The sequence below is a fragment of the Pseudomonas sp. P110(2024) genome (assembly GCF_057480795.1).
Genome location: NZ_JBLIYT010000015.1, coordinates 128,901 through 151,272 on the forward strand (window position 1 = coordinate 128,901; position 22,372 = coordinate 151,272).

At 65.9% G+C, this 22,372-nt stretch carries 22 protein-coding genes; 10 read left to right on the plus strand and 12 right to left on the minus strand.

Features of this window, described 5'->3' with window-relative positions; all coding sequences use genetic code 11:
* Positions 1–120 precede the first annotated feature (120 nt).
* The 5 genes from relA to AC25ND_RS22455 form a co-directional block, all read right to left on the minus strand.
* Complete coding sequence (gene relA / locus AC25ND_RS22435; protein ID WP_028690916.1) at positions 121–2,361, minus strand: GTP diphosphokinase; 2,241 nt, start codon at positions 2,359–2,361, stop codon at positions 121–123.
* Between the two features lie 99 nt (positions 2,362–2,460).
* Entirely contained in the window at positions 2,461–3,819 is a 1,359-nt protein-coding gene (gene rlmD, locus AC25ND_RS22440) for a 23S rRNA (uracil(1939)-C(5))-methyltransferase RlmD (protein ID WP_028690917.1), read from the minus strand.
* Positions 3,819–4,718, minus strand: a complete 900-nt coding sequence (gene cysM, locus AC25ND_RS22445; RefSeq protein ID WP_028690918.1) for a cysteine synthase CysM — start codon at positions 4,716–4,718, stop codon at positions 3,819–3,821. The genes rlmD and cysM overlap by 1 nt, the downstream gene beginning before the upstream one ends.
* Positions 4,719–4,799: 81 nt before the next feature.
* Positions 4,800–6,194, minus strand: coding sequence for a sensor histidine kinase (locus tag AC25ND_RS22450; RefSeq protein ID WP_186597521.1), 1,395 nt, complete (start codon positions 6,192–6,194; stop codon positions 4,800–4,802).
* 3 nt (positions 6,195–6,197) lie between these two features.
* A complete protein-coding gene (locus AC25ND_RS22455; RefSeq protein WP_088852499.1) occupies positions 6,198–6,914 on the minus strand; it encodes a response regulator transcription factor in 717 nt (238 codons plus the stop codon).
* Between the two features lie 219 nt (positions 6,915–7,133).
* On the opposite strand from AC25ND_RS22455, the gene AC25ND_RS22460 reads away from it, so the two are divergent.
* The 4 genes from AC25ND_RS22460 to AC25ND_RS22475 all read left to right on the plus strand — a co-directional run bounded on the left by AC25ND_RS22460 (position 7,134) and on the right by AC25ND_RS22475 (position 11,819).
* On the plus strand, positions 7,134–9,890 hold the full coding sequence (locus AC25ND_RS22460; RefSeq protein WP_062363783.1) for a response regulator: 2,757 nt from the start codon (positions 7,134–7,136) through the stop codon (positions 9,888–9,890).
* Positions 9,891–9,958: 68 nt separating this feature from the next.
* The gene (locus tag AC25ND_RS22465; RefSeq protein ID WP_062363785.1) at positions 9,959–10,948 is read left to right on the plus strand and encodes a 2-hydroxyacid dehydrogenase; all 990 of its coding nucleotides are present in this window, start codon (positions 9,959–9,961) and stop codon (positions 10,946–10,948) included.
* A gap of 31 nt (positions 10,949–10,979) precedes the next feature.
* The gene (locus AC25ND_RS22470) at positions 10,980–11,414 is read left to right on the plus strand and encodes a hypothetical protein (protein WP_028690922.1); all 435 of its coding nucleotides are present in this window, start codon (positions 10,980–10,982) and stop codon (positions 11,412–11,414) included.
* The gene (locus tag AC25ND_RS22475; protein ID WP_062363787.1) at positions 11,415–11,819 is read left to right on the plus strand and encodes an META domain-containing protein; all 405 of its coding nucleotides are present in this window, start codon (positions 11,415–11,417) and stop codon (positions 11,817–11,819) included.
* A gap of 34 nt (positions 11,820–11,853) precedes the next feature.
* On the opposite strand, the gene AC25ND_RS22480 is transcribed toward AC25ND_RS22475, so the two are convergent.
* Entirely contained in the window at positions 11,854–12,321 is a 468-nt protein-coding gene (locus AC25ND_RS22480; protein ID WP_062363789.1) for a TlpA disulfide reductase family protein, read from the minus strand.
* An 86-nt stretch (positions 12,322–12,407) separates the two neighbouring features.
* Here AC25ND_RS22480 and arsC point away from each other — a divergent pair, with 86 nt between their 5' ends.
* Genes arsC through AC25ND_RS22495 form a run of 3 tightly spaced genes read left to right on the plus strand, consistent with a single transcriptional unit; the run spans position 12,408 to position 13,769 of the window.
* The gene (arsC, locus tag AC25ND_RS22485) at positions 12,408–12,761 is read left to right on the plus strand and encodes an arsenate reductase (glutaredoxin) (RefSeq protein ID WP_028690925.1); all 354 of its coding nucleotides are present in this window, start codon (positions 12,408–12,410) and stop codon (positions 12,759–12,761) included.
* Positions 12,758–13,363, plus strand: a complete 606-nt coding sequence (wrbA, locus tag AC25ND_RS22490; protein WP_028690926.1) for an NAD(P)H:quinone oxidoreductase — start codon at positions 12,758–12,760, stop codon at positions 13,361–13,363. Before arsC ends, wrbA begins: the two co-directional genes overlap by 4 nt.
* Positions 13,356–13,769 carry a DUF2069 domain-containing protein gene (locus tag AC25ND_RS22495; protein ID WP_028690927.1) on the plus strand — a complete coding sequence of 138 codons (414 nt, stop codon included), beginning with the start codon at positions 13,356–13,358 and terminating at the stop codon, positions 13,767–13,769. Before wrbA ends, AC25ND_RS22495 begins: the two co-directional genes overlap by 8 nt.
* A gap of 30 nt (positions 13,770–13,799) precedes the next feature.
* On the opposite strand, the gene AC25ND_RS22500 is transcribed toward AC25ND_RS22495, so the two are convergent.
* Both AC25ND_RS22500 and ttcA read right to left on the minus strand, forming a co-directional pair.
* The gene (locus AC25ND_RS22500) at positions 13,800–14,471 is read right to left on the minus strand and encodes a DNA-3-methyladenine glycosylase I (RefSeq protein WP_062363792.1); all 672 of its coding nucleotides are present in this window, start codon (positions 14,469–14,471) and stop codon (positions 13,800–13,802) included.
* A 4-nt stretch (positions 14,472–14,475) separates the two neighbouring features.
* Positions 14,476–15,300, minus strand: coding sequence for a tRNA 2-thiocytidine(32) synthetase TtcA (gene ttcA / locus AC25ND_RS22505; protein WP_011532643.1), 825 nt, complete (start codon positions 15,298–15,300; stop codon positions 14,476–14,478).
* Positions 15,301–15,563: 263 nt separating this feature from the next.
* Here ttcA and AC25ND_RS22510 point away from each other — a divergent pair, with 263 nt between their 5' ends.
* Together AC25ND_RS22510 and AC25ND_RS22515 are read left to right on the plus strand one after the other, a co-directional pair.
* Entirely contained in the window at positions 15,564–16,163 is a 600-nt protein-coding gene (locus AC25ND_RS22510) for a Yip1 family protein (RefSeq protein WP_028690929.1), read from the plus strand.
* A gap of 140 nt (positions 16,164–16,303) precedes the next feature.
* Positions 16,304–16,798, plus strand: coding sequence for a SprT family zinc-dependent metalloprotease (locus tag AC25ND_RS22515; protein ID WP_028690930.1), 495 nt, complete (start codon positions 16,304–16,306; stop codon positions 16,796–16,798).
* Positions 16,799–16,905: 107 nt separating this feature from the next.
* On the opposite strand, the gene AC25ND_RS22520 is transcribed toward AC25ND_RS22515, so the two are convergent.
* From AC25ND_RS22520 to AC25ND_RS22535, 4 genes are all read right to left on the minus strand, one after another.
* A complete protein-coding gene (locus AC25ND_RS22520) occupies positions 16,906–18,228 on the minus strand; it encodes a dicarboxylate/amino acid:cation symporter (protein WP_028690931.1) in 1,323 nt (440 codons plus the stop codon).
* A gap of 419 nt (positions 18,229–18,647) precedes the next feature.
* The gene (locus AC25ND_RS22525; protein WP_028690932.1) at positions 18,648–19,988 is read right to left on the minus strand and encodes an ATP-binding protein; all 1,341 of its coding nucleotides are present in this window, start codon (positions 19,986–19,988) and stop codon (positions 18,648–18,650) included.
* Positions 19,985–20,662 (minus strand): response regulator, encoded by a 678-nt coding sequence (locus AC25ND_RS22530; RefSeq protein WP_028690933.1) that lies wholly within the window; start codon positions 20,660–20,662, stop codon positions 19,985–19,987. The genes AC25ND_RS22525 and AC25ND_RS22530 overlap by 4 nt, the downstream gene beginning before the upstream one ends.
* Positions 20,663–20,746: 84 nt before the next feature.
* Positions 20,747–21,352: an outer membrane protein gene (locus AC25ND_RS22535; protein WP_028690934.1), complete on the minus strand. Its 606-nt coding sequence runs from the start codon at positions 21,350–21,352 to the stop codon at positions 20,747–20,749.
* Between the two features lie 123 nt (positions 21,353–21,475).
* On the opposite strand from AC25ND_RS22535, the gene AC25ND_RS22540 reads away from it, so the two are divergent.
* Positions 21,476–22,267 (plus strand): dienelactone hydrolase family protein, encoded by a 792-nt coding sequence (locus tag AC25ND_RS22540; protein ID WP_062363794.1) that lies wholly within the window; start codon positions 21,476–21,478, stop codon positions 22,265–22,267.
* The last annotated feature ends 105 nt before the right edge of the window (positions 22,268–22,372 follow it).

Sequence of the window (22,372 nt, forward strand, 5' to 3'; positions counted from 1 at the left end):
CAAGTCTGTTCCTAGGCGAGGGCTTCGCCCTCGATCACCGGCAAGCCGGCTCCCACAGGGTACAGCGCGATCCTGTGGGAGCCGGCTTGCCGGCGATGGGCCGCACAGCGGCCCCGTTTCTCAAGGGGTGCGATTACGCCGCGTCTCGATGATGTTGGGCAACTGCGAGATCCGCCCCAGCAGACGTCCGAGGGCATCCAGGCCGGGGATCTCGATGGTCAGTGACATGAGCGCGGTGTTGTCTTCCTTGTTCGAGCGGGTGTTGACCGCCAACACGTTGATCTTCTCGTTGAGCAGCACCTGCGACACGTCGCGCAACAGCCCCGGGCGGTCGTAGGCACGGATGACGATGTCGACCGGGTAGGTCTGCACCGGGATCGGCCCCCAGCTGACCTGGATCATACGCTCCGGCTCCTTGCCCGCCAGCTGCAGCACCGAGGCACAATCCTGGCGGTGGATGCTCACGCCACGGCCCTGGGTGATATAGCCGACAATGGCATCGCCCGGTAGCGGCTGGCAGCACCCGGCCATCTGCGTGAGCAGGTTGCCGACGCCCTGGATCTGGATGTCACTGCGCTTGCCCGCGCGGATGCCCCGGGCCTGGCGCGGAATCAGCTCGACCGGTTCCAGGCGCTCGGGTTCGAGCAGTTGCTGGGCGGCGTTGACCATGTGCGCCAGGCGCAGGTCGCCGGCGCCAAGGGCGGCGAACATGTCCTCGGCAGTCTTGACGTTGGCCTTTTCCGCCAGGCGTTCGAAGTCCACCTGGGGCAGGCCCAATCGGCTCAGTTCGCGCTCGATCAGGGTCTTGCCGGCGGCCACGTTCTGGTCGCGGGCCTGCAGCTTGAACCAGTGGACGATCTTGGCCCGGGCCCGCGAGGTGGTCACGTAGCCCAGGTTGGAGTTCAGCCAGTCGCGGCTCGGGCTGCCGTGCTTGCTGGTGATGATCTCCACCTGCTCGCCGGTCTGCAGGCTGTAGTTCAACGGCACGATGCGGCCGTTGATCTTGGCGCCCCGGCAGTTGTGGCCGATCTCGGTGTGCACCCGGTAGGCGAAGTCCAGCGGCGTGGCGCCCTTGGGCAGGTCGATGGCGTGACCGTCAGGGGTGAACACGTAGACCCGGTCCGGCTCGATATCGACACGCAGCTGTTCGGCCAGGCCGCCGATGTCGCCCAGTTCCTCGTGCCACTCCAGCACCTGGCGCAGCCAGGAGATCTTCTCTTCGTAGTGGTTGGAGCTGGGCTTGACGTCGGTGCCCTTATAGCGCCAGTGCGCGCACACGCCCAGCTCGGCTTCCTCGTGCATGGCGTGGGTGCGGATCTGCACCTCCAGCACCTTGCCCTCGGGGCCAATCACTGCGGTGTGCAGGGAGCGGTAGCCGTTTTCCTTGGGGTTGGCGATGTAGTCATCGAACTCCTTGGGGATGTGTCGCCACAGGGTGTGCACGATGCCCAGCGCGGTGTAGCAGTCGCGCACTTCCGGCACCAACACGCGCACTGCGCGCACGTCGTAGATCTGGCTGAATTCCAGGCCCTTGCGCTGCATCTTGCGCCAGATCGAATAGATGTGTTTCGCCCGGCCACTGATGTCGGCGTTGACGCCGGTGGCCAGCAGCTCGTTCTGAAGCTGGTTCATCACGTCGCTGATGAAGCGCTCGCGGTCCAGCCGGCGCTCGTGCAGCAGCTTGGCGATCTGCTTGTACTGGTCGGGCTCAAGGTAGCGGAACGACAGGTCCTCGAGTTCCCACTTGATATGACCGATGCCCAGCCGGTGCGCCAGCGGCGCATAGATGTCGAACACCTCACGTGCCACGCGCAGGCGCTTCTCGTCGTCGGCGCCCTTGACCGCACGAATGGCACAGGTACGTTCGGCGAGCTTGATCAGCGCCACGCGCACGTCGTCGACCATGGCCACCAGCATCTTGCGCAGGTTTTCGACCTGCGCCTGGGAACCAAGTACCAACGACTGGCGCGGACTGAGGCTGGCACTGATGGCCGCCATGCGCAGCACGCCGTCGATCAGCTTGGACACCACCGGGCCAAAGCGCTGACCGACTTCAGCCAGGGTCACCTTGCCTTCGCGCACCGAGCGGTAGATCACCGCGGCGACCAGCGAATCCTGGTCGAGCTTGAGGTCGGCGAGGATTTCGGCGATCTCCAGCCCAGCCTGGAAACTGGAGGTGCCGTCGGCCCAGGAATGCTTGGCTGGATTGCCTTTTTTCTCGACCTCATGGGCGAACTCGCAGGCCTCTTTCAGCCCCGGGCGATCGAGCTGCGAATCGACGCTCACCACATGATCGAGCCATGCTTCGAGATTGATACTGCCGTCGTGGTTGACCGGCTGGTGCACTCTCACCTGTACCATCTTTGTTTTACCTTTCCATACAGCGCACCACGCGGGTGCACTGGCTATCACCTGTGCGCCCCTCACTCCTTGAAGGCCGCACCAAGAGGGCCAGCCCGGCTAGCCCACTTCGAATAACGCCATGGCCTCGACATGCGCCGTCTGAGGAAACATGTCGAGAATCCCGGCCCTTTTTAACCGGTACCCCTGCCCGACCAGCACCTGCGCGTCTCGCGCCAGCGTGGCCGGGTTGCACGATACATAGACCAGCCGCTTCGCACCGAGCCGGGCGATGCCTTGCACCACCTCGAATGCCCCGTCGCGCGGTGGATCCAAGAGTACCGCAGAAAAGCCCTCGGCGACCCATCCGGCGCCCGCCAAAGGCTGCGATAAATCGGCCTGAAAAAACCGAGCGTTATGCACATTGTTGCCGTCGGCGTTGGCGGCGGCGCGCTCGACCATGGCCTGCACGCCCTCCACCGCCACCACTTCGCGCGCCTGGCGGGCCAGGGGCAGGGCGAAGTTGCCCAAGCCGCAGAACAGGTCCAGGACCCGCTCGTGCGCCTCGGGCGCCAGCCAGGCCAAGGCCTGCTGAATCATCAAGGTGTTGACCTGGGCGTTGACCTGGACGAAGTCACCCGGCCGCCAGGCCAGTTCCATGCCCCAAGGCTCCAGGGCAAAGCCCAGTTGCGCCGCGGCATCCACCGGTGCCGGCTCGCCCTCGCCCTGCAGCCACAGCTGGGCGCCGGCCTCGCGGCAGAACGCCTCGAGCCGCGCCAGGTCTTCACTGGACAAGGGCGCCACATGCCGTACCAGCACCGCCTCGGCGGTGCCGCTGAACAGCTCCACGTGCCCCAGCGCCTGCGGCTTGGCCAGGCTGCGCAGCACGGTCGGCAGGTGGCGCATGATCGACTGCAAGGGTTGTACCAGCACCGCGCATTCGTCGATGCCGACGATGTCCTGGCTGGCCTCGGCGCGGAACCCCACGTCCAGTTGGCGCGCCTTGGTGTCCCAGCGTACCGCGACCCGCGCCCGGCGGCGGTAGCCGAATTCCGGTCCGCTCAGGGGAACAGCCCACTCCTCGGGCTGCACGCCGGCCACCCGTTGCAGCTGCTCGGCAAGCAGGCGCTGCTTGAGCGCCAGCTGCCCTTCATGAGGCAGGTGCTGGAGGTTGCAGCCGCCGCAGCGGGCGTAGTGCCGGCAAGGCGCTTCACGGCGCTCGGGGCTGGCCTGGAACACACGCTCCAGGCGCGCCTCTACCACCTTGCCACGCGCCGCGAGCACCCGCGCCTCGACGTCTTCGCCAGCCAGTGCGCCGCTGACGAACCAGGTACGTCCTTCGATGAAAGCGATGCCGCGACCGTCACCGGCCACGCGCTCGATCGACAGGCGCTGCTTCTTGCCCACGGGTACCTGTGCGGCACGGTTGCCGCCGGCCGGCTGGAAACGCAGGCCGGTATTGGTTTTCTTTCTGGACATCAGGTTGGATCGAACAGGCCGGTGGAGAGGTAACGGTCGCCGCGGTCGCAGATGATGGCGACCATCACCGCGTTCTCGACTTCGCGGGACAGGCGTAGCATCGCCGCCACGGCACCGCCGGAGGATACGCCACAGAAAATGCCCTCTTCGCGGGCCAGGCGACGGGTGGTCTGCTCGGCCTCCTGCTGGGACATGTCGACCACGCGATCGACCCGGGTGGCGTCGAAGATCTTCGGCAGGTACTCGTGGGGCCAGCGGCGAATGCCGGGGATGGCCGAGCCTTCCATCGGCTGCAGGCCGACGACCTGTACCGCCGGGTTCTGCTCCTTGAGGTACTGCGAGCAGCCCATGATGGTGCCGGTGGTGCCCATGGAGCTGATGAAATGGGTGATGGTGCCCTGGGTCTGCTGCCAGATTTCCGGGCCGGTGCTGTTGTAGTGGGCGATCGGATTATCGCCATTGGCGAACTGATCGAGGACCAGGCCGCGGCCTTCGGCCTGCATCTTCTCGGCGAGGTCGCGCGCGCCCTCCATGCCCTCTTCCTTGGTCACCAGGATAAGCTCGGCGCCATAGGCAGTCATCGCCGCCTTGCGTTCGGCGGTGGAGTTGTCCGGCATGATCAGGATCATCTTGTAGCCCTTGATCGCCGCGGCCATGGCCAAGGCGATGCCGGTGTTGCCGGAGGTGGCTTCGATGAGGGTGTCGCCGGGCTTGATCTGGCCACGGAGCTCGGCGCGGGTGATCATCGACAGCGCCGGGCGGTCCTTGACCGAACCTGCCGGATTGTTGCCTTCGAGCTTGAGCAGCAAGGTGTTGCTGGTGTCCCCGGCGATGCGCTGCAGGCGAACCAGTGGCGTATGGCCGATGCACTCGGCGATGGTTGGGTACTGCAGGGTCATGGGCGTTTTCGCAATCCGGACGGCAGGGGCACCTATCATACCGGCAAACCCAGCGCGGCCATATCACGCAATTGCTGGATGTTATAACGGGTGGCTATAAGTGCCTGGAGCGGGCTTGTCCCGCGATGGGCTCGACTCCCCCGCAGCCAGGCGCAGGCACAAGCGCAGGCCGCGCTCGCCATTGACCGCCCACACGCGCCCACCCTGGCGGCGGATCGCATTGCGGGCGATGCTCAAGCCCAAGCCGAAACCACCGTCCCCTGGCCGCGAACCCTCCAGCCGGGAAAACGGCGCGAAGATCCGCTCCAGGTCTTCCTCGGCCACGCCACCGCCCTCGTCCTCCAGGTCGATACGCCAATACCCGCCCTCCCGCCAACCGCTCAGGCGCACCACACCCGCCTCGGGTGAATGACGGATGGCATTGCGCAACATGTTCTCCAGCGCCTGGGCCAGGTCATTGAGGCTGCCTTGCACCCAGCAGTCAGCCGGCAGCTCGCAGCGCAGCCGTCGCGGCGCCCAGCCGCTTTCATAGCAGGCGTTCTCGCTGAGCAGATCCCACAGCGCCGCCACCTGGATCGGCTCGAGGTTTACCGGCGCGCGCTCGGCGTCCTGCCAGGCCAGTTGCAAGGTGTCCTCGACCAGTTGCTGCATGCCATCCACCTCACGGTGCAGGCGTTCGCGCAGGCGCTGCAGGTCGGTCTCGCCATCGCAGGCCACGCGCAGGCGGCTGAGCGGCGTGCGCAGCTCGTGGGACAGGTCGCGCAGCAACTGCTGCTGCAGGGCCACGGTACCCTGCAGGCGTTCGGCCATCTGGTCGAAGGCGCGGGCCAGTTCGCCCAGCTCGTCCTTGCGCCGAGTGGTGCGCGAGTCCAGGCGCGCCGCCAACTGGTCGGCACGCCAAGCATTGGCCTGCTCACGCAGTTGGTTGAGCGGCACGATCAGCATGCGGTACAGGCCGACGCACAGCAGCAAGGTGAACAGCCCGGGGATGATGCCGTTGGTGACGATGCGCCAGAACAACCGGTATTGGCCGGGGTTGAAGCGCTCCGGCAGCTCGATCACCAACATGCCCTGCTCCGGCGCGCCGGGGAACGGCAGGCGCAACCAGGGCTGGCCGATGGTGCGCCGACTCATGGGCCAGTCGACGCCACGCAGGCGGGTCAGGCGCTGGGCCTGGCCTGCGCTCAGGTCGGCGCTGCCCAGCGGCTGCAGATCGCCATCGAGCACGCCCACCCAGCCCTGTTCGCGCTCGCGCATCGTGGCCAGCCAGGCATCCACCCCCTCGCGGTCGCCGCTGCGCCAGGCTTGCTCGGCCTCGGCCGCGTAACCGCGCAGGACCTGCCGCGCCGGCTCGGACAGGAAGGCATCCTGGGTTTCCATGTGCCGGCCCCAACTGTAGCTCAGGCCGATCATCAACAGGCAGAAGCCCACCAGCAGGACGGTGAGTTTCCAGAACAACGAGTGACGGTCGAGCATGGTTCAGTCGGCCTCGCCCACGCCGAACACATAGCCTTTGCCCCACACGGTACGCACCTGCCGCTCGTGGTAGCCGATGGCCTTGAGCTTGCGGCGGATCTGGCTGACGTGCATGTCCAGGCTGCGGTCATGCCGCGAGTAACCGCGCTGCAGGACGTGCTGGTAGAGGAAGGGCTTGCTCAGCACCTCATCCTGGCTGCGGTGCAGGGTGTCGAGCAGGCGGTATTCACTGGGAGTCAGACCGGCACAGGCTCCGGCGAAGCTGACATCGGTGGTCTGCTCGTCGAAATGCAGCTGCCCGGTGTCCGCCTCCCGCGGCGCCCGAGCGCGTCGCTCGAAGGCCACCCGACGCAGGATCGCCTCGATTCGCACGCGCAGCTCGGCAAAGCTGAACGGCTTGGGCAGGTAGTCGTCCGCGCCGCGCTCGAAGCCGCTGATGCGGTCGGCCTCGGCGCCCAGCGCCGACATCAGGATCACCGGCGTGGCGCTGCGCCGACGCAGGCTGACCAGGGCGTCCAGGCCGTTGAGGCCGGGCAGCAGGATGTCCATCAGCACCAAGTCGAACACCTGCCGGCCCGCCGCCTCCAGGCCTTCGAGGGCATCGCGGCACCAGGTCACCTGGAAGCCGCCGCGCTGCAGCTCGTCGTGCAGGTAGGCGCCCAGCACGGGGTCGTCCTCGATGGCGAGGATGTTGGTCGCGCGAATAGCTTCAGGATGCATTGGCAACTGCCATCAATTCTCAATTGCGCGATTATTGGACAAGCGGTCCGAACAAGGCAACCGTCGCCCGACTGGCGCGAGGTCAGAGCGGTCGCACCGGCACTGCCATCTGAGAAAAGCAAAAACCATTACAAATCCTGTGCATTCCCCCTCAGCGCAGAGTAACGTTCCCGCTGATGCGCGAACTGCGCCTTTAACAGCACATGACAGGAGACAGGTGTGCTCGACCGTTTGGGAATCCGCAGCCGCGTCCTGCTGCTGGCCTTGCTGCCCGCCAGCCTGATGGCCCTGGTGCTGGGCAGTTACTTCACCTGGCTGCAACAGAACGACCTGCGTACGCAATTGCTGCAGCGCGGCAAGATGATCGCCGAGCAACTGGCACCCCTGGCGGCACCGGCCCTCGCCCGGCAGGCCCCGGCGCAACTGGAGCGTATCGCCACCCAGGCGTTGGAGCAGGCCGATGTGCGCGCCGTGGCGTTCCTCGCCGCCGACCGCACGCGCCTGGCCCACGCAGGTCCGAGCATGCTCAACCAGCCGCCCAGCGGCGGCACCGGCACGCAACTGCTGCAACGCACCGGCAACGACGCCACCCGCTACCTGATGCCGGTGTTCGGCCATCACCGCGACCTGGCCACCGACGCCGTTCCCGCCGAGGCCGAGCGCCTGCTCGGCTGGGTGGAGATCGAGCTGTCCCACGACGGCACCTTGCTGCGCGGCTACCGCAACCTGTTCACCAGCCTGCTGCTGATCCTCGCCTGCCTGAGCCTGACCGCGCTGCTGGCCCTGCGCATGAGCCGTACCATCAACAACCCGATCAACCGCATCAAGCACGCGGTCAACCAGCTCAAGGACGGGCACCTGGACGAACGCCTGCCGGCCATGGGCAGCCATGAACTCGACGAGCTGGCCGCCGGCATCAACCGCATGGCCGAGACCCTGCACAGCGCCCACGAAGAACTGCAGCACAGCATCGACCAAGCCACCGAGGATGTGCGCCAGAATCTGGAGACCATCGAGATCCAGAACATCGAGCTGGACATGGCGCGCAAGGAGGCCCTGGAGGCCAGCCGGATCAAGTCCGAGTTCCTCGCCAACATGAGCCATGAGATCCGTACCCCGCTCAACGGCATCCTCGGCTTCACCCACCTGTTGCAGAAGAGCGAGCTGACCCCGCGCCAGCTTGACTACCTCGGCACCATCGAGAAGTCCGCCGACAACCTGCTGGGGATCATCAACGAGATCCTCGACTTCTCCAAGATCGAGGCCGGCAAGCTGGTGCTCGATAGCATCCCGCTGAACCTGCGCGACCTGATTCAGGACACCCTGACCATCCTTGCCCCGGCCGCCCACGCCAAGCAGCTGGAGCTGCTCAGCCTGGTCTACCGCGACACGCCGCTGTCGCTGGTGGGCGACCCGCTGCGGCTCAAGCAGATCCTCACCAACCTGGTGAGCAACGCCATCAAGTTTACCCGCGAAGGCACCATCGTCGTACGCGCCATGCTTGAGGACGAGCAGGAAGACAGCGTGCAACTGCGCATTAGCGTTCAGGACACCGGCATCGGCCTCTCGCCCCAGGATGTGCGCACCCTGTTCCAGGCCTTCAGCCAGGCCGACAACTCGTTGTCGCGCCAGCCCGGCGGTACCGGCCTGGGGCTGGTGATCTCCAAGCGCCTGATCGAGCAGATGGGTGGCGAGATCGGTGTCGACAGCACGCCCGGCGAAGGCTCGCAGTTCTGGATCAGCCTCAACCTGCCCAAGGCTCACGACGACGCCGAGGAGCAGCCCGCCCAGGCCCTGCTCGGCCGCCGCGTGGCCATCGTCGACAGCCACGACTTGGCACGACAGGCGCTGGAACACCAACTGGAGGACTGCGGCCTGGCGGTCAGCGTGTTCGCGTCCTGCGACCAACTGCTGCAAGGCGCGCAGGCCGCCAGCCAGGCCGGACAACCCTTCGAGTTCGCCGTGCTCGGGGTCAACCTGGGCAGCCTGTCGCCGGAACAGCTGGGCCATTACCACCAGCAGCTTGAGCGCCTAGGCTGCCAGTGCGTGGTGCTCTGCCCGACCACCGAACAGCCGCTCTACCACCCCTACCTGCCCAACGCCCACGGCCAATTGCTGGCCAAGCCGACCTGCACCCGCAAGCTGCGCCGCCTGCTGCTAGAACTGGTGCAACCGCGCCGCCCGGTGTGCGAGCAGCGCAACCACACGGGCCAGCGCATGCCGAAAATCCTCTGCGTCGACGACAACCCGGCCAACCTGCTGCTGGTGCAGACCCTGCTCGAAGGCATGGGCGCCGAGGTGCTGGCGGTGGACAATGGCTACGGCGCGGTACAGGCCGTGCAGGACGAACCGTTCGACCTGGTGCTGATGGATGTGCAGATGCCCGGCATGGATGGCCGCGCCTGCACCGAGCAGATCCGCCAGTGGGAAAGCAGCCAGAGCGGCCCGCCCCTGCCGATCGTGGCCCTCACCGCCCACGCCATGGCCAACGAAAAGCGCGCCCTGCTGCACAGCGGCATGGACGACTACCTGACCAAGCCGATCAGCGAGCGCCAGCTGGCCCAGGTGGTGATGAAGTGGACCGGCCTGAGCCTGGGCGCGCCGCCACCGGAACGCGCCAGCGAACGCCTGGCCGACAGCAGCGAGCTGAAGGTGCTCGACCCGGAGGAAGGCCTGCGTCTGGCTGCCGGCAAGGCGGACTTGGCGGCGGACATGCTGGCCATGCTGCTGGCCTCGCTGGAGTCCGACCGCGAAGCCATCCGGGCCGCGCGCAAAGCCGCCGACCGCACAGCGATGATCGAGCGCGTGCACCGGCTAAACGGTGCCTCGCGCTATTGCGGCGTGCCGCAGTTGCGGGCGGCCTGCCAGCGCAGCGAGACCTTGCTCAAGCAGGATAGCCCCCAGGCATTGCAGGCCTTGGACGAACTGGACCAGGCCATCAACCGCTTGGCCGAACAGGCGCGCCAGAGCGCGTAGGCGACACAGGTCAACGCCCAGGCCAACCATTTGGCTAGACTGGTGGCATTTCAGACAGGACCCCAACCATGCGCGCTCTGTTGTTCAGCAGCCAGCACTACGACCAGGAAAGCTTCACCCGCGCCGCCAGCGCGGGCCCCCTGGAGCTGCACTACCAGCCCGCCCGCCTGACTCTGGACACCGCGCCGCTGGCCCAGGGTTTCGAGGTGGTCTGCGCCTTCATCAACGACGAGCTCGACGCCCCGGTGCTGGAACGCCTGGCCGCCGGCGGCACGCGCCTGATCGCCCTGCGCTCGGCCGGCTACAACCATGTCGACCTGGCTGCGGCACAGCGCCTTGGCCTGACCGTGGTCCGCGTCCCGGCCTATTCGCCCCACGCCGTCGCCGAGCACGCCGTGGCCCTGATCCTGGCCCTCAACCGCCGTTTGCACCGGGCCTACAACCGCACTCGCGAGGGCGATTTCACCCTCCACGGACTGACCGGCTTCGACCTGCACGGCAAGACCGTCGGCGTGGTCGGCACCGGCCAGATCGGCGCCGCCTTCGCCCGCATCATGGCCGGCTTCGGCTGCCAGTTGCTGGCCTACGACCCTTATCCCAACCCCGAGCTGGTCGCCCTCGGCGCGCGCTACCTTGAGCTGCCCGAGCTGCTGCGCCAGGCACGCATCATCAGCCTGCACTGCCCGCTGACCGAGCACACCCGCCACCTGATCAACGCCCGGAGCCTGGCCCAGCTGCAGCCCGGCGCCATGCTGATCAACACCGGCCGCGGCGCGCTGGTCGATACCCCGGCGCTGATCGACGCGCTCAAGAGCGGCCAGCTCGGCTACTTGGGGCTGGATGTGTATGAAGAGGAGGCACAGCTGTTCTTCGAGGACCGCTCCGACCTGCCGCTGCAGGACGACGTGCTGGCACGCCTGCTGACCTTCCCCAACGTGATCGTCACCGCCCACCAGGCCTTCCTTACCCGCGAGGCCCTGGACGCCATCGCCGCGACCACCCTGGACAACATCAACCGCTGGGCGGCAGGCAATCCGCACAATCTTGTAAACGGTTGATGCTAGGATACGCGGCAATTTTGGAGGACCCATGGTCGAACACGATTTCCGCTACACCCTTTTCAACCCGCAACACACCCTGATCGAGTGCCGCGCACTGGTGCCGGGCCGCTACCAGGTCACCGGCAACGGCGGCTCGATCCAAAAAGGCGACGTCCTGCTGGTCACCCTCAAGGGCAGCAAGGACCTGTCCATGCGACTGACCGTCGAGACCGTGCGCCACCTGATCAACCCGCACGGCCAGTGGGTCGCCGTGGCCCAGGGCCCGGCGTTCAACGAGCTTGAGATCCTCAACTGGCAGGTCAAGTGCGACAGCTGCGACGCGGTGCTGGACTTCGAGTTCGCCAACGACGCCAAGCTAGGCAAGAAGGGCCAGGCCCCGGCCGCCAGCGCGCGCATCCAGGAACTGGGCTGGGCGAGCAAGGGCGACAAGCACCTGTGCCCACAGTGCCGGGAGCGTGGTTGAGTGAAACAGCTGCTGACCGGCGCGCTGATCGCCTGCGGCCTGATAGGCTGCGCCGCACAACCCTCGAAGCTGCAGCAGGAGCAGAGCTACGTGCTGGAGTGGATTGGTGAGCGCCCGCTGATCGACTACAGCCACCTGACGCTGACCCTGGCCAGCGATGGTCGCGCCTACGGCAACGGCGGCTGCAACCACTGGTTCGCGCCCTACACGCTGGAGGGCGAGCGCATCAGTTTCGGCAAGGTTGGCAAGACCCGCAAGCTGTGCGCGCCGGCGCTGATGGAGCAGGAAAAACGCTTCCTGCAGGCGCTGGAAACGGTGCAACGCTGGGATGTGTCGCCGATCGAGCAGATCCGTTTCTGGCCGGTTGAAGGCAAGCCACTGCGGTTCTGGCCAGAGGAAGGCTGAAGTATCTGGGGCCGCTGCGCGGCCCCAAGATCGATCAGGCGCCGCCTTTCAAAGCCTTGATCTTCGCCTGCAGCCCTTCGAGCGTCTGCTCGCCCATCAGTTGCTCACGCACCTTGCCCTTGTCGTCGATGATGTAGGTCACCGGCAGCGCCTCGCTGCGCGGCAGCTCGTAACGCTCGGCCGGGTCCTGGGCCAGCACGGTGAAACCGATGCCCAAGGTATCGGCGGCGGCTTTCAGGTCCGGCCCTTGCAGCCCATCGAAGTTCACCCCCACCACGCGAATGCCCTGGGCCTCCCACTGCTTGGCAGCGGCATTGAGTTCAGGGATTTCCGTGCGGCACGGGCCGCACCATTCGGCCCAGTAGTTGAGCACCAGCCAGTGCCCGTCGATCTGTTCGGCCTTTACCGTGTTGCCGTGCTGGTCCACGCCGTAGTCCGCACCGCAGCCGCCGAGCAACAGGCTCGCGGTGATGGCCAGTGCAGCTGCCAAACGCCTTGCCATGGGTCAATCCTTCTCGAAGTTTTCAAGCATTGAAGTCGGTCGCTGTGGTTAGAATAGCCGCCACACCCAGCTGGATGCGACCCGTCATGACCGATCTGACCCTCTATCATAACCCGCGCTGCTCGAAATCCCGCGGCGCCCTGGAACTGCTCGAGGCACGCGGCCTGACGCCGAACGTCGTGCGCTACCTCGAAACCCCGCCAGACGCCGCCACCCTCGAACAGCTGCTTGGCAAGCTGGGCATCAACGCGCGCCAGCTGCTGCGCACCGGCGAAGACGAATACAAGGCCCTGGAGCTGGCCAACCCAGCCCTGAGCGACGACCAACTGATCAAGGCGATGGTCGAGCATCCCAAGCTGATCGAGCGGCCGATCCTGGTGGCCGGTGACAAGGCCGTGGTCGGCCGCCCACCGGAGAAGGTCCTGGAGATCCTGCCGTGAGCGAACCCTACATCCTGGTGCTGTACTACAGCCGCCACGGCTCGACCAGCGAGATGGCCCGGCATATTGCCCGCGGCGTCGAGATGGCCGGCCTGGAGGCGCGCCTGCGCACCGTGCCGGCGATCTCCACCGAGTGCGAAGCCGTGGCCCCGGACATCCCCGCCAGCGGCGCGCTGTACGCCACCCTCGACGACCTGCGCCACTGCGCGGGCCTGGCCATGGGCAGCCCGACCCGCTTCGGCAACATGGCCGCGCCGCTCAAGTACTTCCTCGACGGCACCAGCAGCCTGTGGCTGGGTGGCGAGCTGGTGGGCAAGCCGGCGGCGGTGTTCACCTCCACCGCCAGCCTGCATGGCGGCCAGGAGACCACCCTGCTGTCGATGCTGCTGCCGCTGATGCACCACGGCATGCTGGTCACCGGCCTGCCCTACAGCGAATCGGCGCTGCTGGAGACCCGTGGCGGCGGCACGCCGTACGGCGCCAGCCACCATGCCGGCGCCGACGGCAAGCGCGAGCTGGACCAACACGAGATCGCCCTGTGCCGCGCGCTCGGACAGCGCCTGGCGAAGACGGCCAAGGCCCTGGGTGGCGAACGTGGCTAGAAAGCCCAAGGTCTTGCCGCCACTGGACTGGCTGGCCCCGCGGGTGCGCTTGACCCGCGCCCTGAGCCTGGCCTGCTTCTTCGGCCTGATCGCCCTGCTGGTGGTGAACAACCTGTGGTTCGCCGACCTGCACGGGGCGCGGGTCGAGGTGATCATGGCCATCGAGCTGATCCCCCTGCTGCTGCTGCTGCCGGGCATGCTGATGGGCAGCGCCCGGGCACATGCCTGGACCTGCTTCGTGGTGAACATCTACTTCATCAAGGGCGTGCTGGCGGCGTTCGATCCGGCGCGGGCGCTGTTCGGCTGGGTCGAGGTGCTGGTGAGCCTGGGGTTGTTCGTGGCCGGGCTACTGTATGTGCGCTGGAAGTTTCAGTTCGAGCGGCGCATGGCCGGCGAAGGAAGCTGATTCCGGGGCTGCTTTGCAGCCCCAACGATCTCAGTGGTTGACGGTATGCGCCAGCATCACCGACAACTGGCACAACGGCCGCCCGCTCTCGGCATGCCACTGGTTGAACGCCTGCTGCACCAGCGCCAGGTCACGCTGACTGGTCGGCGGCTTGTCGATGATCTTCTGCGCGATCAGCGCCGCCGCCATATCGTCGGTGGGAATGAAGGTATCCTTGCCGACCATCCGCAGGAACCGCGGCGCCGACAGCCCGCCCAGCTGGCTGCCATGCTTGGCCAGGTACTTCCACAGCCCGACGATATCGGTCGCTGGCCAGTCGGCGATGAACGCGCCGAAACTGCCCTTCTCCTTGACCACGTCCAGCACCATCTGCGCATTGCGCGGCACGCTCTTGAGCTTGCCCAGGTGGCGGATGATGCGCTCGTCGTGCATCAACCGCTCCAGGTGCTCGGCGCCCATCAGCACCACCTTTTCCGGATCGAAACCGAAGAACACCTGCTCGAACGCCGGCCACTTGGCGTCCACCAGGCTGTGCTTGAGCCCGGCGCGGAATACGCGCAGGGCCAGGGTCGACAGGTAGCGGTCGTCAGGGATGTCGCGCAACTGCGCGGGCGTGCGCGGCTGCGGCAGGAAGGCTTCCAGCGCCTGGGCCGAACCGAAGCGGTTCAGGCAGTACTCATGCAACCACTGATAGTCGCGCATGGGCTCAAATGTTCAGCACGTCGAGGAAACGCGGGGTGGCGCTTTCGTCGATCTTCAGGCTGGTGAAGTCGAACAGGTTGCGGTCGGCCAGCTGCGACGGCGCAACGTTCTGCAAGGCGCGGAAGATGCTCTCGGTACGGCCCGGGTGCTTGCGCTCCCACTCCACCAGCATGTCCTTGACCACCTGGCGCTGCAGGTTTTCCTGCGAGCCGCACAGGTTGCATGGGATGATCGGGAATTCCTTCATGTCCGAATAGGCCTGGATGTCCTTCTCGCTGCAGTAGGCCAGCGGGCGGATCACCACGTTGCGGCCGTCGTCGGCGCGCAGCTTCGGCGGCATGCCCTTGAGCGCGCCGTTGAAGAACATGTTGAGGAAGAAGGTCTCGACGATGTCGTCGCGGTGGTGACCCAGGGCCATCTTGGTCGCGCCGATCTCGTCGGCGAAGGTGTACAGGGTGCCGCGACGCAGGCGCGAGCACAGCGAGCAGGTGGTCTTGCCCTCGGGCACCAGCTCCTTGACCACCGAGTAGGTATCCTTCTCGACGATGTGGTACTCGACGCCCAGTTCCTTGAGGTAGGCCGGCAGCACGTGCTCGGGAAAGCCCGGCTGCTTCTGGTCCATGTTCACCGCGACGATGTCGAACTTGATCGGCGCCACCTTCTGCAGGTGCAACAGAACGTCGAGCATGGTGTAGCTGTCCTTGCCGCCGGACAGGCAGACCATGACCTTGTCGCCATCCTCGATCATGTTGTAGTCGGTGATGGCTTCGCCGGCGAGACGACGCAGGCGTTTTTGCAGTTTGTTCTGGTTGACCGAGAGGGTGCCCATAGCGCTTGGATCCGCGAGGTGTGACAAAAGCCGGCTATTTTACGCACAAACCGCACGGCGCAGTAGGTGAATCCGATAAAGACTTCAAGGGAATCAGCACCGCGCCTGACAGCGCGATTTGCTCTAAAAACGCGGTTTTATGCGGGGAACGGCTTCCTATACTGCGACATAAGGCCACATTGGCGCAGCACTTGGTGTCCTGGCCTCGGGCCATAGGCGCTCCATCCGGGGGGCGTTTGGCAACGACGATAGGAGTGACCCGTATGATTCATCACGTTGTTGGGCTGTTCACCCACCCTGACCAGGAGTGGCGGGAGATCCGTGGCGAGGAAGAAAGCATCAGCCACATGTACCTGACGCATACCCTGATCCTGGCGGCGATCCCCGCCGTCTCGGCGTTCATCGGCACCACCCAGGTCGGCTGGGTGATCGGCGAACGGCCGGCGGTGATGCTGACCATGGAAAGCGCGCTGTGGATGAGCATCATGTCGTACCTGGCGATGCTTGCCGGGGTCGCGGTGATGGGCGCCTTCATCCACTGGATGGCGCGCACCTACGACGCCAACCCGAGCATGGCGCAGTGCATCGCCTTCGCCACCTACACCGCCACCCCGCTGTTCATCGGCGGACTCGCGGCGCTGTACCCGCACTTGTGGCTGGGCATGCTGATCGGCACGGCGGCCATCTGCTACACCGTGTACCTGTTGTATGTCGGCTTGCCGACGTTCATGAACATACCGTCGGATGAAGGCTTCCTGTTCTCCAGCTCGGTGCTGGCGGTGGGCCTGGTGGTACTGGTGGCGATCATGGCGGCGACCGTGATCATCTGGGGACTGGGCGTGGGGCCCGTCTACACCAACTGACGCATACCTATCAGATCCAACCAGCACTGGGGCATCACCCGAGGCCGCCGCAAGGCGGCTTCGTTTCGTGTGCCTGACCGGCGGCTCGGCAGCCAGCCTGAGCCTGCGGCATAATACCCGGTCAGGAGAACCATCCCGCCATGCCCGAGCTGCTCAGACAACGCGTCGAAACCTGTTACCAGCAAGCCGAAACCTTCTTCAAACGCCCTTTTCCGCGCCCGCAGGTCAGTTTCAAGCTACGCGGCCAGAAAGCCGGTGTCGCCCACCTGCACGAGAACCTGCTGCGCTTCAACCTGCAGCTGTACCGCGAGAACCAGGAAGACTTCCTGCGCCAGACCGTGGCCCACGAGGTCGCCCATCTGGTGGCCCACCAGCTGTTCGGTGACCGCATCCAGGCCCATGGCGAGGAGTGGCAGTTGATCATGCGCGGGGTGTACGAGCTGCCGCCGAACCGTTGCCACAACTACGAGGTGCAGCGGCGGGTAGCGACGCGCTACATCTACCGCTGTCCGTGCCCGGAGAGCGACTTTCCGTTCACCGCCCAGCGGCACAAGCTGGTGCGCCAGGGGCGCAGGTACCTGTGCCGGCGGTGTCGGGGGATCCTGGTGTACAGCGGCGAGACCCGGGTCGAGTAGATGCCGGGCCGAACGCCCCCACAGGGGTAGGCGTACTATCCCGGGCATTCTGCCAGTTGGCACAAAAAAGCGACCCGAAGGTCGCCTTTTTGCATTTCACACGTCGATCAACGCGCCGGACCTTCGGCCACGCCCAGGTCGTCGGTCGGACGGGTGTCGACCAGGGGCGAGCCACCGGACGCCAGTTCCGCCTGCAGGGTGTCGGTGTCCAGCTCCTTGACCCACTTGGCCACGACCACGGTGGCCACGGCGTTGCCGATCAGGTTGGTCAGGGCGCGGGCCTCGGACATGAAGCGGTCGATACCCAGGATCAGCGCCAGGCCCGCCACCGGCAGGTGGCCGACAGCCGACAGGGTCGCGGCCAGCACGATGAAGCCGGAACCGGTGACGCCCGCGGCACCTTTGGAGGCCACCAGCAGCACCAGCAGCAGGGTGATCTGGTGGGTGATGTCCATGGTGGTGTCGGTGGCCTGGGCGATGAACACCGCAGCCATGGTCAGGTAGATCGAGGTGCCGTCCAGGTTGAACGAATAGCCGGTCGGGATCACCAGGCCAACCACGGATTTCTTCGCGCCCAGGCGCTCCATCTTGGCCAGCATGCGCGGCAGGGCCGATTCGGACGACGAGGTGCCCAGCACGATCAGCAGTTCTTCACGGATGTAGCGGATCAGCTTGATCACGCTGAAACCGTGGGCGCGGCAAATACCGCCCAGCACCACCAGGATGAACAGCACGCAGGTGATGTAGAAGCAGGCCATCAGGTAGCCCAGCTGCACCAGCGAGCCCACGCCGTATTGGCCGATGGTGAAGGCCATGGCACCGAAGGCGCCGATCGGGGCCAGCTTCATGATCATGTTGATGATGTTGAACATCACATGGGCAAAGCGATCGATCAGGTCGAGCACAGGCTTGCCGTAGCTGCCCAGGCGGTGCAGGGCGAAGCCGAACAGCACCGAGAACATCAGCACTTGCAGGATGTCGCCGTTGGCGAAGGCGCCGACCACGGTGTTGGGGATGACGTTGAGCAGGAAGCCCACGGTGGTCTGCTGCGCGCCGGCGGCGGCGTAGGCGGCCACGCTGCTGGCGTTCAGGGTGCTGACGTCGACGTGCATGCCGGCGCCCGGCTGGACCACGTTGACCACGACCAGGCCGATGATCAGGGCGATGGTGGAGACGATCTCGAAGTACAGCAGCGCGTAACCGCCGGTCTTGCCGACCGACTTCATGCTCTGCATGCCGGCGATGCCACTGACCACGGTGCAGAAGATGATCGGGGCAATGACCATCTTGATCAGCTTGACGAAGCCGTCACCCAAGGGTTTGAGGGCTACACCGGTTTCCGGGTAGTAGTGGCCGAGCAGAATACCGATGGTGATGGCGACGATCACCTGGACATACAGCGATTTGTACAGCGGCTGACGAGTCGTCATGGCTAGTTTTTCCTCAAGTGGGCCGGCGCATCCTTCCCAGGATGTCGGGGCACCTGAATCGCGAACCCTCCTGTACCCGGAGGGATTTGTCGTTGTGGGCGAGTGCCTGGGCAGGCCTCTGCCAGCTGAATAGCAAGGGCGATGCCAAAGTGCCCGCTTGAGGTGCACAGCCAATGATTACAGGGTGTGAATGCCCCGGGACGGGGCGCAAAAGCCGGTAGGAAATGGCGGATTTCCGCCCGATGGCGGAAATCGTACAGGGTAGGTTGGCGGGAATCCGCCTCGGAGGTATCCAGTGGTACTACCCGGTGGGAGCGGGCTTGCCCCGCGATCAGGACCGCGCCGGATGGCACCGGCTTCACCGGTATCGCGGGGCTAGCCCGCTCTCACGCACCGCCCCCTGCACTGGAAAGGCAGAATCAATCGAGCCGGAAAGCGATGCGGAACGCAGCCCCGCCCAACGCCGAATCGCCCAGGCTTAGCTCGGCGTCATAGCTGTCGATGATGTCCTTGACCACCGCCAGCCCGATCCCCTGCCCCGGGTGCTGGCGGTCCAGCCGCTCGCCGCGCTCGAGAATCCGCTCGCGTTGATCCGGTGGCACGCCCGGCCCGTCGTCCTCGACGCACAGCTCCAGCAGCCCCGGCGACTGACGCAGGCTCACCCGCACCTGCCCCAGGCACAACCGGTAGGCGTTTTCCAGCAAGTTACCCAAGAGCTCAAGCAAGGCGCCCTGCTCCATCGGTACCCGCGCCAGGGCCGGGATGTCGAGACTGACCTCGACGCGCTTGTCGCGATAGACCTTGGCCAAAGTGCTGCACAGGCTGTCGAGCAATGGTTTGAGCTCGACCTGGTACTTCACCAGGCCGCTCTTGCGCAGACTGGCGCGCTGCAACTGGTAGTCGATCTGCTGGCTCATGCGCTCGATCTGGCTTTGCAACACCCGCGCCTGTTCGCGGTCGCCCTGCTCCATGCTCTCGCCAACGCCCTGCAGCACCGCCAGCGGGGTCTTGAGGCTGTGGGCCAGGTCGTCGAGCGAGTCGCGGTAGCGCTGGCGCTGCTCGCGCTCGCTGCGCAGCAGGCGGTTGAGCGAACCGGTCAGGCGCAGCAGCTCGCGTGGGTGCTCGCGGCTGAGGCCATCCCGCGCTCCGCTCTCCACGTCGTCCAGCTCGGAGCTGAGCCGGCGCAATGAACGCAGGCCCCAGGTCAGGCCAGCCCAGAGCAGCACCATCAGCGCCAGCAGCGCCGCGCCGAAGCCCAGATAGAGTTTCTCGCGCAGGCCATTGAGGGTGTCCTGGTATTCGCGTACCGGCTGCAGGGCGACGATGCTGAACGCCGCGCTCTTGCCGCCGAGCAGCTTGACCTCGACGTCATAGACGAAGAATTCGTCGCCGTCGTCCTGATGGATACGGGCGAACTCGTTGCCGCGCCCGTCATAGCGGGGGTGGTAGTTGATATTGCGGTTACGGGTGGCCCGCGACTGCCACACCAGCGTGCCCTGGCGGTCGAAGATATAGCCGAGCAGGCCGGTGTAGGGCAGGTTGTAGCGCTCGTCAGGCAGCAGTGCCGGCATCTGCAACTGGCCGCGCTCGATGCGCGCGGCCGAGATCAGGGTGGTCACGTCCGAGGCCAGGCGCTGCTCGATCGATTCCTGCAACGCCAGGCTGAAGGCCTTCTGCAATGCCGGCAGCAGCGCCAGCATGAACAGCAGCGCCAGCAAGGCCGCCGCCAGCATCAGGCGCACCCGCAGCGAACGAATCATCGGCAGCGCTCAGTGAACAGGTAGCCCAGGCCACGCACGGTGTCGATCGGCTTGAAGCCGTTGTCGCCCTCGAGTTTGCGGCGCAGGCGGCCGACCAGCACCTCGATGACGTTCGGGTCGCGCTCCTCGTCGTCCGGGTACAGCTGCTCCATCAGCCGGTCCTTGGCCACCACCTGCTGGTGATGGCGCATGAGGTACTCGAGGATGCGGTATTCGTAGGCGGTCAGCGCCAAGGGCTGCTCGTCCAGGGTCGCCTGCTTGCGGTTGAGGTCGAGCACCAAGGGCCCGGCGGCAATGGTCGACTGGGTGAAGCCGCTGGAGCGGCGCAGCAAGGCGTTCAGGCGGGCTTCCAGCTCTTCGAACTGGAACGGTTTGACCACATAGTCGTCGGCGCCGGCGGCCAGGCCTTCGACCTTGTCCTGCCAGTTGCCGCGGGCGGTGAGGATGAGGATCGGGAAGGTCTGGCCGAGGCTGCGCAGTTGGCGGATCAGGTCCAGCCCGCTCATGCCCGGCAGGCCCAGGTCGATCACCGCCAGGTCGTGGTTGTACTGCTCGGCCTGGTACAAGGCTTCCTCCGCGTTGGCCACCGCCTGCACCACGTGACCGCCTTCGCCCAGGCGGGTGAACAGGTGATGACGCAGCAGCGCCTCGTCCTCGACCACCAGCAATTTCATGCGGATCTCCTTCTATGGGAATGCCCTGTGCAGGCCTTTTCGCGGGTTTACCCGCGAAAAGGCCTGCACAGGATAACAGCGACCTCAGAACTTGTAGGTAGCCGCCAGGTAGGTCTGCGCGCTGCTGGTCAGGCGCAGGGTACCGTCCTTCGGCCCGCCGTGGGCGCCGATCTCGGTGGCGGCGTTGCTGCGCAGGTAACGGTAGCCCAGCTCCACCGAGGTGTTGTCGGTCACTTCCTGAATCACACCGGCCTGCAGGCCGACGGCGTAACCGTAGTCGGTGTCGCGGCGGGCGCCCGGCGAATCCTGGGTCAGCTTGGTCATGCCCAGGCTGCCGCCGCCGAACAGCTTGGTGGTATCCCCCACCGGCAGGAACAGGTCGTAACTGCCCAGCAGGTTCTCCTGGCGCAGCTTGACGCCGCTGTGGTCGCCCGAGACGTTGTCGTAGGTCACGTAGTAGCGGCCCTGGTCGTTGATCTTGCCCAGGCGCGCGCCCCAGGTGCTGTCCTTGCCGATGATGCCGTCGGCGTTCAGGCCGTCGGTGTTGCGTTGCAGCAGGCCGGACTTGCGCACTTTGTCGCTGGTCTGGCCGTAGGTCAGGCTGGCGAAGTTGTCATCGGCCTGGGCAACGCTGGTGAGGCCGGCTGCGCAAACCGCCATGGCGGCAATCAGGGTGTTGAGGGTTTTCATGGTTCAGTTACTCCGGGTTGGATGCGTTGTTGCTGTCTGGGGGCTAGAGTAGGGAGGGCGCCCTGAACCCCTGCTGAACCCGGCCTGAACCTTGGCTGAACGAACCGAACAAGGAGCTCGACCATGCGTACCCTGCTTGCCCTGGCCTTGTTGTGCAGCGCCAGCCTTGCCCAGGCGGCGGTGCAGACCCGCGAGATTCCCTACCAGGATGCCGACGGCAACCGCCTGATCGGCTACTACGCCTACGACGACGCCCTCGAGGGCAAGCGCCCGGGCGTGGTGGTGGTGCACGAATGGTGGGGGCTGAACGACTACGCCAAACGCCGCGCCCGCGACCTCGCGGCGCTGGGCTACAACGCCCTGGCCATCGATATGTATGGCGACGGCAAGAACACCGAGCACCCGGCCGACGCCCAGGCGTTCATGGCGGCGGCGATGAAGGATCCGAAAGCCGCTGCCCGGCGCTTCGACGCCGGGCTTGAGCTATTGAAGATCCAGCCCAACACCAACAAGCACCAATTGGCGGCCATCGGTTACTGCTTTGGCGGCAAGGTGGTGCTGGATGCGGCGCGCCGGGGCGAGAAGCTCGATGGCGTGGTGAGCTTCCATGGCGCGCTGGTGACCCAGACGCCGGCCAAGCCGGGGGTGATCCGGGCGAAGATCCTGGTGGAGCACGGCGAGGCCGACAGCATGGTCACCCCGGAGCAGGTGGCGGCGTTCAAGGCAGAGATGGATGCGGCCAAGGCCGACTACCAGTTCGTCGGGATTCCGGGGGCCAAGCATGGGTTTACCAACCCGGATGCGGATCGGTTGGGGCATGGGGGGCATGGCGGGCCGGATATCGGCTATGACAAGGCGGCGGATGAAAGCTCTTGGAAGGATATGCAGGCGTTCTTGAAGAGCGCGTTTGACTGAAGGGCCCATCGCGGGGCAAGCCCGCTCCCACGCCGGAAAACAACGCCATTCGTGGGAGCGGGCTTGCCCCGCGATGACGTCCCGGTGATTTGCGCCAGCTATCGC